This is a genomic window from Paramylibacter kogurei, from assembly GCF_002742285.1.
In the GTDB taxonomy this organism is placed as follows: Bacteria; Pseudomonadota; Alphaproteobacteria; order Rhodobacterales; family Rhodobacteraceae; genus Amylibacter; species Amylibacter kogurei.
Map to the genome: position 1 here is coordinate 382,607 of NZ_MDGM01000012.1, position 14,509 is coordinate 397,115.

A 14,509-nucleotide genomic window follows, 5' to 3' on the forward strand; every position below is an offset into this window, starting at 1 on the left:
CCGTTCGGAGGATGCCAAATGCTGCGTGGCCTGAATATCAAGGACATGTTGTTAATTGATCGGCTGGATTTGGAATTCCAATCGGGGTTAAACGTGCTGACGGGTGAAACGGGGGCGGGTAAATCCATTTTATTGGACAGTCTTGGTTTTGTGCTGGGTTGGCGCGGGCGTGCTGATTTGGTGCGCACAGGCGCCGATCAGGGCGAAGTGACGGCTGTTTTTGAACTGGCAACAGATCACCCCGCACGTAAAATATTGCGCGATGCGGGGCTGCCCGAAGAGGATGATTTAATCCTGCGCCGCACCAATTCACGCGATGGGCGCAAAACCGCATATGTGAATGATCGGCGCTGTTCGGGCGAGGTTTTGCGAAACCTGTCTGACACGTTAATCGAATTGCATGGCCAACACGATGATCGTGGATTGCTTGATCCCAAAGGGCACCGCGATTTACTTGATACATTCGCGGGTATTGATTTGACTGATCTGCGCAATGCTTGGCGTGAACGCGCACGATTGCAACGTGAATTGGACGCGGCCAAACTGGCGCTTGAAACCGCTCAGGCCGATGCGGATTACCTGCGCCACGCCGCCGATGAATTAACCACCCTCGCACCAGAGGTTGGCGAAGACACCGCATTGGATGAAAAACGCCGCTTAATGCAGGCGGGCGAACGCATTCGCGAAGACATCGCAAAGGCTGCAAATGCGTTGGGCCCATCGGGTGCAGAATCCATGTTGGGTGATGCAACCCGCTGGCTCGAGGGCGCATCGGACAAGGCCAACGGGCGATTAGACAGCGCGATTGAATCCTTGTCACGCGCCATGAACGAGCTTGGCGATGCTCAGCGCGGGGTAGAGGACACGCTTGCAGCGCTTGATTTCGACCCGATGGAATTGGAAAACTGCGAAGAACGCCTGTTCGCCATTCGCGCCCTTGCACGCAAACATAATGTGCAACCTGATGAATTGCCCGCGCTCACCGATGATTTCGCAAATCGTTTGCGTGCGATTGATACTGGTGCAGATGATATTGTTGCACTTGAAAAACAACTGGCGGCGGCGGCATCAACCTATGATGAATTGGCGCAATCGGTGCATGATAAGCGCACCAAAGCGGGTGTTGAATTATCAAAGTCAATGTCTGTTGAATTATCACCCCTTAAACTGGAACGCGCTGTTTTTGTTGTGGAAATTACCAATGCGGAACCTTCGGCCAGCGGTATTGATACGGTCACATTCACTGTTGCCACCAACCCCGGCGCACCCGCAGGGCCGATCAATAAAATTGCATCGGGTGGTGAACTTTCGCGATTCTTATTGGCACTCAAGGTTTGCTTGACCAAGGGATCAACGGGTATCACCATGATCTTTGATGAAATTGATCGCGGTGTGGGCGGGGCGACGGCTGATGCTGTCGGGCGTCGATTGGCAGGCATTGCCCAAGATGCCCAAGTTTTGGTCGTTACCCATTCCCCGCAAGTTGCCGCCAAAGGTGCACATCAATGGCGTGTATCTAAATCCGTGCGCGATGGTGCCACGTTTAGCACGGTTGAACCCATGCTCGGCGATGCGCGCATTGACGAAATTGCACGCATGTTGGCCGGCGATACCATCACATCAGAGGCACGCGCCGCCGCGCGTTCCTTGTTGGGCTAGGGGCATATCATGATCCGCCATATTGTGTTTTTCAACGCCCGCGATAAATCCGATTTGGAAACCATTTATAATGGCTTGTCGCTGTTAAAAACCAACCCACATGCAACCCATCTGGAAATCGGGCGCAACAATCACGTCGATGAATTGTCGGGTGATGCCGTTGATTTTGTCGTCTACGGCGAATTTAGTGATGACGCGGCATTGGCGGCCTATAAGGCGCATCATACCTATCAAGACGCAATTGATATTGTGCGCCCATTCCGTGATTTGCGTATGGCGGCGGATTTTATCGCCGCTTAATTCACCTGAACCATTTTACCGGGGTTCAGGATGTTTTGTGGATCAAGTGCGCGTTTGATATCCGCCATCACCGACCACCCATCACCATGTTCAGCGGCCATATATTTCATTTTGCCAATGCCAACGCCATGTTCGCCCGTCACCGTGCCACCAACGGCCAATGCGCGTTCGGCCATGCGATGAGCAACACCTTTGGCCGTTGCAATCATGTCGGGATCATTGGGATCAACCAACAATGTGGCGTGGTAATTCCCATCGCCCACATGGCCCAAAATCGGACCCAAAAGCCCACTATCGGCAATGTCTTTTTCGCTATCCCCAATGGCCTTTGCCAATTGGGAAATTGGCACACATATATCGGTGGTCAGCCCCGTAAACCCAGGTTTCAACCCCCGTGCAGCGGGATAGGCATTGTGACGCGCTGCCCACAAGCGATTGCGTTCTTCAACCTTGGTGGACCACTGAAATGCACCCCCGCCAAATTCGCCTGTGATGGATTTCATCGTTTCAGATTGTTCACCAACGCCCGCTTCTGATCCATGAAATTCCATGAATAAATGCGGCGTTTCTACCATGTCGAGCTTTGAATAATTGTTGATCGCACGGATCATCATTGCATCGACCAATTCAATACGTGCGATGGGAACCCCCATTTGCACCGCCATGATCACGGTGTTCACAGCCGATTCCACATCTGGAAAATCGCAAATCGCAGCGGCGGTTGCCTCTGGTTGACCTTGCAACGCCAGCGTGATTTCTGTGATAATCCCCAATGTCCCCTCTGATCCCACCATCAGGCGGGTGAGATCATACCCTGCGGATGATTTTTTCGCCCGTGTGCCCGTGCGGATGATACGCCCATCGGCCAAAACGACCTCTAACGCCAAAACATTGTCTTTCATCGTGCCATACCGCACTGCTGTCGTGCCCGATGCACGTGTTGCGGTCATGCCCCCAATGGTGGCATTCGCACCGGGATCAATTGGGAAAAATAATCCCGTGGTGCGCAATTCTGCGTTTAATTCTTCGCGGGTAATGCCCGGTTGGACGCGCACATTCAGATCTTCGTTATAGATTTCAACAATTTTGTTCATTTGGGAAAAATCAATGGTCACACCACCCTTGATTGGTAATGCATGCCCTTCCAATGACGTGCCAACACCCCAAGGCGTAATCGGGCAATCGTATTTCGCACAGATTTTGACAATATCGGAAACCTCTTGCGTGGATTGGACAAACGCCACCGCATCGGGCGGGGTAAATGGATAATAGGCTTCGTTCTGACCGTGAAAATCCAAATCGGATTTTTTCGTGCTTAGCCGATCACCCAACACCGCCTGCATTTCTGTGATCGCCTTATCAATGTTCATCCAAACCTCCCTTTGCGTTGAGCAAAGAATAGGCATAGAAACAAAGTGAAGGAAAGTCACAATTCAATTTGATCGCGCCGCGTTATGTCCTATGTAAAATTCGTAAAAACTTGTTGTAAGGATGGCTGGCAGGGCTGCAAAGATGTGACCAAAGCCGCCCAAGACAGCGCCCCCGCACAAACCAAATTCTGGCTGATTGCCCTGTTCTTGGGAATTGCCGCGGGTTTGGCTACGGTGGCATTTCGCCTCGCGATTAGCGAAATTCAAGCGTTTCTATATGGCGCGGATGATTTGATGTTGGCTTCTACTGCGCAACATCTGCCGTGGTTTTGGGTGTTGGTTATTCCCATTATTGGCGGGTTGATTGTGGGGTTGATCCTGCATCGGTTCACACCAGATGCCAGCGTGCGCGCCGTTGCCAATGTGATCGAAGGTGCTGCATTGGATAATGGGCGTGTCGAAGGGCGCGCAGGGCTTGCATCCACTATTGCATCTTTGATCACGCTTTCCACTGGTGGATCAACAGGGCGCGAAGGCCCCGCCGTATTGCTGGGTGCGTTGATTTCCAGCAAGGTTGCCAAATGGATGAACGCCGATGGGATTACGGGGCGCGATTTGCTGGGCTGTGCCGTGGCGGCGGCGGTGTCTGCATCGTTTAACGCCCCCATCGCAGGTGCAATTTTCGCACTCGAGGTGGTCTTGCGCCATTTCGCCGTGCATGCATTTGCCCCAATCACCATTGCATCCGTTGCGGGTACGGTTGTGGGGCGGTTGTCATTGGGTAACACCACCGAATTTTCGCTGCCTCCACATGCGGCTGAATTTTACATCCAACTGCCCGCATTCATGATGCTTGGCATCGTTTGTGGATTTGTCGCCGTGATCATGATGCGCGGTATTTTCTGGGCCGAAGATTTTGGCAATCTTGTCGTCAAGCAAAGCGGTCTGCCCCGTTGGGCACGCCCTGCATTTGCGGGGGCACTTTTGGGCATGATCGCGATATTTTTCCCCCATATTATCGGGGTTGGCTATGAAACCACATCAAACGCATTAACGGGGCATCTGACCTTTTTCACAGCTGTGGTTTTTGCGGTGGTTAAGGTGATCGCGGTTGCCATCACCATGGCGGGGCGCATGGGGGGGGGCGTGTTTTCACCCGCCTTGATGTTGGGCGCGCTCACGGGGCTCGCTTTTGGCTGGGTCGCGACATCGGTTGTGCCATCGGTTGCGGGCGATGAAAGCCTCTATGCCCTTGCGGGTATGGGCGCGGTTGCCGCCGCCGTTCTGGGCGCACCCATTTCAACCAGCCTGATTGTGTTTGAAATGACGGGGGATTGGCAGGCGGGTTTGGCGGTGATGGTGGCGGTGTCCTTGTCAAGCGCGGTGGCGTCCAACCTTGTGCATCGCTCGTTTTTCCTAACTCAATTGGAACGCAAAGGGGTACATTTGGCCGCTGGCCCACAAAGCTATCTTTTGGCGACATTCAAAGTCACCGATTTGATGCAACCGCTTACGGATATGGAATCTAACACCAAAAAATCCTTGTGGGATAGCGTCGAAGACGGTGTTTATCTTGATGCCAGCACCACGCTAGAGGTCGCAATGCCAATGTTTGAATCTGGCGCACGTGGCCAAATTCCCATCGTGCAATTGGGTGCAGACGGGCAGGGTACGGAATTGCTTGGCGCGTTGAAATACGTTGATGCGCTCACCGCATATAACCGCGCATTGGCCGAAACCGCACGCGAAGAACATTCGTGATTTAAATCGGCGCACAGGCCATGGTTAAATAATCTTGCGCATCCGCGCTCACCAGATCAAACAGTGTTTCAAACACCCGCGTGTGATAGGCGTTGATCCATTCGCGTTCGTCACGTGTTAAATTTTTACGATCAATCAGGCGCAAATCAATCGGCGCCAAGGTGAGCGTTTCAAAACACAACATATCACGATCATCACCCCCACGGATCGCTGGGGCGGATTTCACGTAAATCAGATTTTCAATACGAATGCCAAACGCACCTTCTTTGTAATAGCCAGGTTCGTTTGATAAAATCATTCCCTCGCGCAAGGGCGCATTGGATCGGCGCGAAATGCCCTGTGGCCCTTCGTGCACAGACAGATACGATCCAACACCATGCCCTGTACCATGATCAAAATCCATGCCTGCCGACCATAGTGGCGCACGGGCAATTGCATCAATTTCACGCCCTGACAATCCAACAGGGAAACGCAATTTTGAAATCCCGATCATTCCCTTGAGAACCAGCGTGAACGCACGGATGGCCTCGCGCTTGGGTTTGCCGATGGCAATGGTGCGGGTGATATCAGTGGTGCCATCCAAATATTGCGCCCCTGAATCGACCAATAATAAATCACCATTAGAAATGGTGCGATTGGTGTCTTCGTTCACGCGGTAATGCACAATCGCCCCATTTGGCCCTGCGCCACTGATGGTATCAAAGGATATATTGCGCAATTGATTGGTGGCTGCGCGAAATCCTTCCAGCGATTTCACAACATCAATTTCGCTGAGCGGTTCGCTATGATCATAACGATCAAGCCATGCCAAAAATTCGCACATGGCGACGCCATCGCGGATGTGTGCGGTAATCGCGCCATCAATTTCAACCTTGTTTTTCATCGCCTTTGGCAGGGTGATCGGGTCATCACCAAAATCGACCTTTACGTCTCCATTTTGTAAAATATCCAAAATTGCGATGGGGGTTGTTCTGGGATCAACGCGGATGGGGCCAAGGTTTCGGATCAACTCTGCCGATAAATCCCCAAGATCATAAATGGTAACATCTGCCCCCAGATGGTCACGCAATTCATCGTCAACTTTTTCAGGCGCGATGAAAAGCGCCACGCGCCCATCTTGAAATAACATCGCAAAGCAAAGCGCAACAGGCGTTTGCCCTAAATCTGTGCCACGGGTATTCAACAGCCATGCAATGCTGTCTGGCTGGGTTAACACCACGCCCGATTGTTTGGCTTCGCGCAAAATTTGCGCAATCTCGCTGCGTTTATCGCCGTGCGACTTGCCTGCATATTCCATTGGATGCGCATGCATTTTATCAAGTGGTGCTTGGGGTTGGTCTTCCCAAATCTGATCGATCAGATTTTCAGATTTCACCAATTCCACACCGCGCCCATTGATATGTTTTTCGATCTCTTCGATCTGTGCCTTGGTATAAAGCCATGGATCAAACGCAACTTTGCCACCATCGGGCAGGGCATCAACCAACCAATTGCCCAGCTTCACATCGGGGAATTTTTCGATTGAAAACAATTTGGTATCCACCTGATCGCGTGCTTGGATGGTGTAACGCCCATCCACAAACAGACAGGCTTCATCCAACAAAGCGGCGCAAAATCCAGCCGAACCAGTAAAGCTGGTCAGCCACGCCAATCGCATATCACGCGCAACCACATATTCGCCCTGATGTGCATCTGCGCGCGGGATCAAAAATCCATCAAACCCATTTTCGCGCAAAACATCGCGCAACTGTGCCATGCGTGGTGCTGCGGTTTCTGGGGTCGTTTTCGCATCAAATGTTTGAAACATTATTTTCCGTTACGTTTTTTTGCGCGTGGGTCATTGTCAAACAGGCCGGCCAATTGTTCGGTGATGGCACCGGCCAATTGTTCGGCGTCTGTGATGGTAACCGCGCGATCGTAATAGCGTGTCACGTCATGCCCAATACCAATCGCGGTCAGCTCAACCGCTTTGCGTTTTTCAATCATCGCAATCACATCGCGCAGATGTTTTTCCAAATAATTGGCCGCATTCACCGACAGGGTGCTGTCATCCACGGGGGCACCATCGGAAATCACCATCAAAATACGGCGCGCTTCGGGGCGGTTGACCATGCGCTTATGCGCCCATTCCAATGCCTCGCCGTCGATGTTTTCCTTGAGCAAACCTTCCTTCATCATCAGGCCAAGGTTTGGTCGCGCACGCCGCCAGGGCGCATCGGCGGATTTGTAAATAATATGGCGCAGATCATTCAAACGCCCCGGTTCCGCACCGCGCCCATCTTGAAGCCAGCTTTCGCGGCTTTGCCCACCTTTCCACGCACGTGTGGTAAAGCCCAAGATTTCACATTTCACCTGACAGCGTTCCAAGGTCCGCGCCAATACATCGGCACAGATGGCGGCGATGGAAATTGGGCGTCCACGCATGGAACCTGAATTATCCAACAGCAATGTCACCACGGTGTCACGAAATTCGGTGTCTTGTTCCACCTTGAATGACAGAGGTGTTGTGGGGTTTGACACAACACGCGCCAATCGGCCCGCATCCAAAATGCCCTCTTCCATGTCAAACGACCAACTGCGGTTTTGCTGTGCTTGCAAACGGCGCTGCAATTTATTGGCAAGACGTGATACCGCGCCTTTTAATGGGTCAAGCTGTTGATCCAAATACGCCCGCAGCCGTTCCAATTCCGCAGGTTCGGCCAATTCTTCGGCCAAGATTTCTTCGTCAAATTCGGTGGTGAACACGTTGTAATTGGGATCAGCATCGGAAATGGGTTGCAATGGGGGTTGATCCATTGGCGGTTGCCCGTCGGGGGCATCCATTTCTTGGCCATCGTCCAATTCATCGCGTTCTTCCATGCTAACCTGCGCTTGTTGCTGGTCAACGGATTGTTCTTGCTGATCTTCACTGGCTTCTGATTGATCTTCGTCATCCGCCTCGTCCCCAACATCGGTATCGGGTGTGTCTTGTTCATCCTCTTGCGGATCGCCGTCTTGGGGATCATCTTGATCATCCATATCGGGATCTTCGCCCAACTCATCGCCATACCCCAGATCATCAATCAACTGGCGGGCAAATTTGGAAAATGTCACCTGATCGGTCAATACATTATCAATGTCTTTGAATGTATCACCTGATCGTTCCTCGATCAGGGTTTTCCACTGCTGCATCGCATTATTCACCGCAGGGGGCATGTCGCGCCCCGTCGCAATATGGCGCAGATAATAACCAAGCGCGGTTGCCATTGGCACTTCGTTAAAGGATTTCACCTGATCATAGCCAAGTTTCACCGCCTCTGCCTCAAGCATCGCATCGATATTGCCAGCGGTGCCGGGCATGGCACGTGCGCCAACGGCCTCGCATCGTGCGGTGGCCATGACCTCGTATAATTCACGCGCCTGTGCGCCTTGTGGCATGTAACGGTTATGCGTGGCTTCGTTATGAAACCGCACGCGCAGCGCAAACGCATCGCCCGTGCCACGCGCCAGCATCACCTCTTCACGGGTCATGCGCCGCGATACTTGGGGCAGACGTGCCACATCATTGGTTAATCCCGCGGGATCAACGCTAAAGGCGATGTTCAACTCTGGCTCATTCGCCATCGCCTTGGTCGCCTCTGCCAATGCCTTTTTAAACGGATCAGCGGGATTGTCGTTTGGTTTGGACATAGATATCCAATGATCCTTTTTATTTCTATGCGAAAGGTAATGTTTGCATTAACACGTGATGCTAATGGCAAGGTATTCCATTTTAATATTATCAAGCGGAATGGGTGTATTACGATCACCTGTCAGCATTGACAGAATGCTCGTATCTTTCCCTACACAACCCGACGCTTTACTTGCGACCTGTTCGAATTGAACAATTGATGCTTTTCCTTGAAAACCTGCAAGTCCAACATAGGCTCTGTTTCGCTCAGGGTTAATCGCAACTTCAATGGTTTTGCCATCAAATGCAACGGGCTTTCTTGTGTTCCATACTGCATTAGATGCCGCTTTGTTTTTTGCGGCTTGGGCTTTTTGTTCGGGTGTCATTGATGGCCCACCACATGCGCTTAGTACGCTCAAAATTGTAAGCCCAACAAAAGTTTGTTTAATCATTGCATTTCCTAACAGTATAAAATTCAAGTTCTTGGTTAACCAAGGCTCACACTCGCGGCACTTTCTGGTAATTCTTCGTCAAAACAACGTTGGTAGAATTCCGCAACGGTTTCGCGTTCCAATTCGTCACATTTGTTTAAAAATGTTAAACGGAAGGCAAAGCCAACATCGTTGAAAATTTCCAAGTTCTGCGCCCATGCAATCACGGTACGGGGCGACATCACGGTGGAAATATCGCCGTTCATGAATGATGCGCGGGTCAAATCGGCAACCGTCACCATACGCCCGATGATTTCACGATCAAGCGTTGGGTTTTTCGCCGCGACGATATCTGTTTCGGCATCATGGGGCAGGTAATTCAACGTGGACACCAATGACCAACGGTCCATCTGACCTTGGTTAATTTGTTGCGTGCCGTGGTACAAACCCGTGGTATCGCCCAAACCAACCGTATTGGCGGTGGCGAACAGGCGGAAATATTTATGGGGTGTGATCACTTGGTTTTGGTCAAGCAATGTTAATTTACCATCCACTTCCAAAACACGCTGGATCACGAACATCACATCTGCACGACCCGCGTCATATTCATCAAACACAATCGCCACAGGATTGCGCAGCGCCCAAGGCAAGATACCTTCTTGGAATTCGGTAACTTGCTTGCCGTCTTTAAGTTTGATCGCATCCTTGCCGATCAAATCAATACGGCTGATGTGGCTGTCCAAGTTCACGCGCACACAGGGCCAGTTCAGACGTGCGGCAACCTGTTCGATATGGGTTGATTTACCCGTGCCGTGATACCCTTGGATCATCACGCGACGATTGCGTGCAAACCCTGCCAAAATCGCCAATGTTGTATCGCGATCGAATTGATAGGTGCTGTCGATTTCTGGCACACGGTCAGAACCGTCATCAAACCCTTTGACAACCATATCGGTGTCGATGCCAAACACATCGCGCACTGAAATGTCTTTTGTTGGCTCTGTCATCATTTGAAGGTTCCCGTCTGCCATGATCTGATTCCTGAATATGCGTAAAAAACTGTTCACTCCCTAGTGAAACATAACGCGATGGAATTCAAGGGATAGGGGGGAGTTTTCGGTTTTGTAAGCAAAGCATGGGAAATGTGAAACTTAATAATCCATATGCGCGGTTGCCAATAAAACAAAACCCCGCTGGTTTGTCCAAGCGGGGTGTTGTTTTTTGATATGGGGTCAGCGTTATTTAAATGAACGGCTGTCTTTGATTTGATCCCATGCCCAGACGACCTCTTGTAATTGGTCCTCGTGGGAACGATCACCACCGTTCAAATCGGGGTGCAGGGTTTTGATCAATTGTTTATATTGTTTGCGCACTTCGGCCTTGGTCCAACTGTCCTTGGCTTCCAATATTTCGATAGCTTTGCGCTCGGCGGCGGGCAGGCGGCGTGAACCACCCAATGCGTTGCCGCGCCCTGGATTTTGCGTGGCATTTGCACCCAACACTTCGTGCGGGTCTTCGATGCCCAAACGCTCCCAAGCGCGTTGTTCGGCTGTTTTTTGGCCAAATGGTTTTGTGCCACGTTCCCAAACACGGTCTGCAGCGAATTGTTTTTCCATTTCTTCTTGTGAATGGCTTTCAAAGAAATTCCATTTTTGGTTGAACTGGCGGATATGCGTTAAACAATACCAGCGGAATTCTTCCAGATTGTCTGGGTTCAATGGCGCGCGGTATTTTCCCGCTTCTTCACAATCGGGATGTTGACAGGCACGTGTCGATGTTTCAGATGCGCCAGACATGCCACGACGGCCTTTTTTGCGTCGTTTTTTATCGGCGGAAACGGAAATGTCGAAATTAAAGGGGGAATTATCTGACATGGGTGTTTATTCTCTTTGCGACTCGGACAAGAGACTTTAACCAAAAACAGCGGTTTTCCAAGGGGTCATTCGCGTTATTTAGGAAAAATTTCAATGCTTGAACAAATCAGATCAAAATTAGACGCAGCATTTGTGCCAAAGGTATTAGAAGTGCGCGACGATAGCGAAGATCACCGTGGCCATGCAGGATACCGCGAAGGTGGCAATACACATTTTAGCGTAAAGATCCGCGCCGCCGCATTTGACGGGCAAAGCCGTGTTGCCCAACAGCGTGCAATTTATGCACAACTTAAGCAAGAGTTCGCAGATGGGCTGCACGCGCTCGCATTGGATGTGGGCGGGGCTGACGCGCCTTAATCTTTGGCGATGTTTTCCACGGTTTCGCTTACGGTTTCAACCGCATCCTCAACCACGTCTTCGACGGTTTCTTCAACGGCTGTGGCCTTTGGCTCAATGCGTTGATTTGGCTCTGGCTTGGGTTTGGGGCGGAAAAATGATCCGCGTTTGTCCAATGTGCTTGGTGTTTCAGATGGTGTTTCCAAAACCTCTGCATCGCTTGCTTTGCGAAACACCAATACGTTTTGAAATGTTTCAACCTTGCGCCGTGTGATGCCAACGCGTTCAACAGATGGCAAAGATTCAGCGCGGATATATTCCCAACCTTCAGCCGCCAATTCGTTGATTGCGGTTTCCAAACCATTGGCAAAACGCCCTGCGATGCCTTTGGCACCTTTGGCGCGTTTGCCATGTGCGGGCGCTGGAATAACTTTGTAAATAAACGAGCCCATCAATTTCCCCTTGGTCTGCAATCTTTGACGTGAATGAACGCTAGATACCCATATGGGTAAGATTCGTCCATCTTAAAGGGTTTGGCGCGAATTCGGCATAAAAACGTGGCGAAAATGCAAAAACAGCCGCATTTCGCCCGCATGTGGCACATTGATCCCAGCGCAAGCGTTTGATCTTTGATGATACATCTGGCACTGCTTGCAAAACTCAAAGGATATACAGCCATGATTATGCGCGACTACCCTTCGTCATTTCAGTTGTTTTTCATTTTGAAAGGCTCTGTGATCCCGAAAATCTATGGCAAGATTATCGGCGTTGCGGTGTTATCCATCGCGGTTTTACTGGTGGATCAATTGTTGTGGGAATTGCCGCATGTTTCCATCGGCGCGATGGGGATTTTTGGTGTCGCGCTTTCGCTATTTTTGGGGTTTCGCAACAATGCCGCCTATGACCGTTGGTGGGAGGCACGCAAATTATGGGGCAATATGATTGCAGATATTCGCAATCTTGGCCGCAGCCTGACCATATTCATGCCAGACAGCACCAAACATCGCGAAATCCTTTCGCTTGCCGTGGCATTCGCGCATCTGCACCGAGGATTTTTGCGCGGCGTGGACGCAAGCGACGCGGTCACCCCTTGGATTGGTGCGGATTTGGCAAAATCTCTGAGCGCACGCAAAAACCCAGCCAATGCCGCATTGAATGAATTGTCACAAAAAATCAAAGATGATCAAAGCCTGAGCGGATTTGGCCAACTTAAAATCGCAGAGCTTTTGTTATCCTTGGGCGCATCACAAGCGGGGTGCGAACGCATTGTCACAACGCCGCTGCCGTATGTTTATTCATTGTTGGTGCGGCGCACGACATATCTGTATTGCGGATTGTTGCCATTTGCACTGATTGAATCAACGGGGTGGTTCGCACCGTTTTTTTCCGCTGTTGTCGCCTATGTTTTCTTTGGGCTACAAGCGGTGACAAATGAATTGGAATTGCCGTTTCGCCATGTGCAAAACGGATTGGCGCTGGATGCGATGTGTCGCACGATTGAAATATCGGTTTGTGAAACGCTTGATCTTGATCCACCTGCCGATTGGGCGGTGGTTGATCATGTGCTGACATGAATGGGGCGCAAAGTTTCCCTTGCGCCCGATTTCAACTTAATCTTGTAGCTTTTTCGCGACGATTTCATTCACCGCTTTGGGGTTGGCTTTGCCACCCGTGGCTTTCATCACTTGGCCCACGAACCAACCCGCCAATTTGGGGTTTTGTTTCGCTTTTTCGACCTGTGCGGGATTATCCGCGATGATTTGATCCACGGCGGTTTCAATCGCGCCCGTATCCGTCACCTGTTTCATGCCGCGCTCTTCTACGATTTTCGCAGGGTCGCCGCCTTCGTTCCAGACAATTTCAAACAGGTCCTTGCCGATTTTACCGCTGATTTCATCTTTGGCGATCAGATCAAGGATACCGCCCAATTGATCGGCGGAAATCGGGCTGTCTTTGATGGTCAGCTCGGCTTTGTTCAAACGGCCAAACAATTCGTTAATCACCCAGTTCGCCGCCTGTTTGCCATCGCGCCCTTGTGCGACCTCTTCGAAATAGGCCGCATCGCGGACATCGGCGGTTAACACCGATGCGTCATATTCGGTCATGCCAAATTCGGTCACAAACCGTGCCTTTTTCGCGTCGGGCAATTCGGGCAAGGATGCTTTGATTTCATCGACCCATGATTGTTCAATCACCAATGGCAACAAATCAGGGCAGGGGAAATAACGATAATCCTGCGCTTCTTCCTTGGAGCGCATGGAACGGGTTTCGTTTTTATCCGCATCATACAGGCGTGTTTCTTGGTCGATGGTACCGCCGTCTTCCAGAATGGCGATTTGGCGGCGTGCCTCGTAATCAATCGCGGCTTGGATGAAACGCATGGAATTCATGTTTTTCAATTCACAGCGTGTGCCCAGATGTGAAAAATCACCGGTTTCGCGGTATTTTTCATATTGGCCAGCGGGGCAGACGGATACGTTCACATCCGCACGCATATTGCCGTTTTGCATATTGCCATCACATGTCCCCAAATAACGCAGGATCTGGCGCATCTTTGTCAGATATGCCGCCGCTTCTTCGGGGCCACGAATATCGGGCATGGAAACGATTTCCATCAATGCCACACCCGTGCGGTTCAAATCCACAAACGACATGTTCGGGTCCATGTCATGCACTGATTTACCTGCGTCTTGTTCCAGATGGATGCGTTCCACACGCACATTGCGCGCAACACCAGGTTCCATATCAACCAGAATTTCACCTTCGCCAACAATCGGGTGGTAAAGCTGTGAAATTTGATAACCTTGGGGAAGGTCTGGGTAAAAATAGTTTTTGCGATCAAAGGCAGAATATAGATTAATCGCAGCCTTAATGCCCAACCCCGTGCGCACGGCCTGTTCCACGCAAAATTCATTGATTACGGGCAACATGCCGGGCATGGCGGCATCAACGAAGGATACGTTTGAATTGGGCTCTGCGCCAAATTCGGTTGATGCACCTGAAAACAATTTCGCCTTTGATGCGACCTGTGCGTGGACTTCCATCCCGATCACCAATTCCCAGTCGCCTTTGGCGCCGGAAATGACTTTGGGTTTGGGTTCTGTATAGGCAAGGTCAAGCATGTGCGAA

General features: G+C 50.9%; 13 protein-coding genes. 5 read left to right on the forward strand and 8 right to left on the reverse strand.

The window, feature by feature from the left end; all coding sequences use genetic code 11:
* Positions 1-18 precede the first annotated feature (18 nt).
* Together recN and BFP76_RS07335 are read left to right on the forward strand one after the other, a co-directional pair.
* The gene (recN, locus tag BFP76_RS07330) at positions 19-1,659 is read left to right on the forward strand and encodes a DNA repair protein RecN (RefSeq protein ID WP_099592504.1); all 1,641 of its coding nucleotides are present in this window, start codon (positions 19-21) and stop codon (positions 1,657-1,659) included.
* A 9-nt stretch (positions 1,660-1,668) separates the two neighbouring features.
* Complete coding sequence (locus tag BFP76_RS07335) at positions 1,669-1,959, forward strand: Dabb family protein (RefSeq protein WP_099592505.1); 291 nt, start codon at positions 1,669-1,671, stop codon at positions 1,957-1,959.
* Here BFP76_RS07335 and BFP76_RS07340 read toward each other — a convergent pair.
* Positions 1,956-3,329: an FAD-binding oxidoreductase gene (locus BFP76_RS07340; protein ID WP_099592506.1), complete on the reverse strand. Its 1,374-nt coding sequence runs from the start codon at positions 3,327-3,329 to the stop codon at positions 1,956-1,958. The genes BFP76_RS07335 and BFP76_RS07340 overlap by 4 nt on opposite strands.
* 144 nt (positions 3,330-3,473) lie before the next feature.
* Between BFP76_RS07340 and BFP76_RS07345 the strand changes: the two genes are divergently transcribed.
* A complete protein-coding gene (locus BFP76_RS07345) occupies positions 3,474-5,090 on the forward strand; it encodes a chloride channel protein (RefSeq protein ID WP_240514003.1) in 1,617 nt (538 codons plus the stop codon).
* Position 5,091: 1 nt separating this feature from the next.
* Here the strand turns inward: BFP76_RS07345 and BFP76_RS07350 are convergent, their stop codons facing one another.
* The 5 genes from BFP76_RS07350 to BFP76_RS07370 form a co-directional block, all read right to left on the reverse strand.
* The gene (locus BFP76_RS07350) at positions 5,092-6,897 is read right to left on the reverse strand and encodes an aminopeptidase P family protein (protein WP_099592508.1); all 1,806 of its coding nucleotides are present in this window, start codon (positions 6,895-6,897) and stop codon (positions 5,092-5,094) included.
* Positions 6,897-8,759, reverse strand: coding sequence for a cobaltochelatase subunit CobT (cobT, locus tag BFP76_RS07355; protein WP_099592509.1), 1,863 nt, complete (start codon positions 8,757-8,759; stop codon positions 6,897-6,899). Before cobT ends, BFP76_RS07350 begins: the two co-directional genes overlap by 1 nt.
* 48 nt (positions 8,760-8,807) lie before the next feature.
* Positions 8,808-9,191, reverse strand: coding sequence for a hypothetical protein (locus BFP76_RS07360; RefSeq protein WP_099592510.1), 384 nt, complete (start codon positions 9,189-9,191; stop codon positions 8,808-8,810).
* Between the two features lie 35 nt (positions 9,192-9,226).
* Complete coding sequence (gene cobS / locus BFP76_RS07365; RefSeq protein ID WP_099592511.1) at positions 9,227-10,201, reverse strand: cobaltochelatase subunit CobS; 975 nt, start codon at positions 10,199-10,201, stop codon at positions 9,227-9,229.
* 207 nt (positions 10,202-10,408) lie between these two features.
* Entirely contained in the window at positions 10,409-11,044 is a 636-nt protein-coding gene (locus BFP76_RS07370) for a DnaJ domain-containing protein (protein WP_099592512.1), read from the reverse strand.
* A gap of 93 nt (positions 11,045-11,137) precedes the next feature.
* On the opposite strand from BFP76_RS07370, the gene BFP76_RS07375 reads away from it, so the two are divergent.
* Positions 11,138-11,401: a BolA family protein gene (locus BFP76_RS07375; RefSeq protein ID WP_420818661.1), complete on the forward strand. Its 264-nt coding sequence runs from the start codon at positions 11,138-11,140 to the stop codon at positions 11,399-11,401.
* Here the strand turns inward: BFP76_RS07375 and BFP76_RS07380 are convergent.
* Positions 11,398-11,832, reverse strand: a complete 435-nt coding sequence (locus BFP76_RS07380) for a DUF4177 domain-containing protein (protein ID WP_099592513.1) — start codon at positions 11,830-11,832, stop codon at positions 11,398-11,400. The two genes, BFP76_RS07375 and BFP76_RS07380, sit on opposite strands and share 4 nt — an antisense overlap.
* A 225-nt stretch (positions 11,833-12,057) precedes the next feature.
* On the opposite strand from BFP76_RS07380, the gene BFP76_RS07385 reads away from it, so the two are divergent.
* Positions 12,058-12,954, forward strand: a complete 897-nt coding sequence (locus BFP76_RS07385; protein ID WP_099592514.1) for a bestrophin family protein — start codon at positions 12,058-12,060, stop codon at positions 12,952-12,954.
* A 36-nt stretch (positions 12,955-12,990) separates the two neighbouring features.
* Here BFP76_RS07385 and gatB read toward each other — a convergent pair whose 3' ends face one another.
* The gene (gatB, locus tag BFP76_RS07390; protein WP_099592515.1) at positions 12,991-14,502 is read right to left on the reverse strand and encodes an Asp-tRNA(Asn)/Glu-tRNA(Gln) amidotransferase subunit GatB; all 1,512 of its coding nucleotides are present in this window, start codon (positions 14,500-14,502) and stop codon (positions 12,991-12,993) included.
* Positions 14,503-14,509: the final 7 nt, after the last annotated feature.

Bases quoted from the DNA above. Each gene is read 5' to 3' on its own strand.
- recN (WP_099592504.1), top strand. From the start codon at position 19: ATGCTGCGTGGCCTGAATATCAAGGACATGTTGTTAATTGATCGGCTG.
- BFP76_RS07335 (WP_099592505.1), top strand. From the start codon at position 1,669: ATGATCCGCCATATTGTGTTTTTCAACGCCCGCGATAAATCCGATTTG.
- BFP76_RS07340 (WP_099592506.1), bottom strand. From the start codon at position 3,329: ATGAACATTGATAAGGCGATCACAGAAATGCAGGCGGTGTTGGGTGAT.
- BFP76_RS07350 (WP_099592508.1), bottom strand. From the start codon at position 6,897: ATGTTTCAAACATTTGATGCGAAAACGACCCCAGAAACCGCAGCACCA.
- cobT (WP_099592509.1), bottom strand. From the start codon at position 8,759: ATGTCCAAACCAAACGACAATCCCGCTGATCCGTTTAAAAAGGCATTG.
- BFP76_RS07360 (WP_099592510.1), bottom strand. From the start codon at position 9,191: ATGATTAAACAAACTTTTGTTGGGCTTACAATTTTGAGCGTACTAAGC.
- cobS (WP_099592511.1), bottom strand. From the start codon at position 10,201: ATGGCAGACGGGAACCTTCAAATGATGACAGAGCCAACAAAAGACATT.
- BFP76_RS07370 (WP_099592512.1), bottom strand. From the start codon at position 11,044: ATGTCAGATAATTCCCCCTTTAATTTCGACATTTCCGTTTCCGCCGAT.
- BFP76_RS07375 (WP_420818661.1), top strand. From the start codon at position 11,138: ATGCTTGAACAAATCAGATCAAAATTAGACGCAGCATTTGTGCCAAAG.
- BFP76_RS07380 (WP_099592513.1), bottom strand. From the start codon at position 11,832: ATGGGCTCGTTTATTTACAAAGTTATTCCAGCGCCCGCACATGGCAAA.
- BFP76_RS07385 (WP_099592514.1), top strand. From the start codon at position 12,058: ATGATTATGCGCGACTACCCTTCGTCATTTCAGTTGTTTTTCATTTTG.
- gatB (WP_099592515.1), bottom strand. From the start codon at position 14,502: ATGCTTGACCTTGCCTATACAGAACCCAAACCCAAAGTCATTTCCGGC.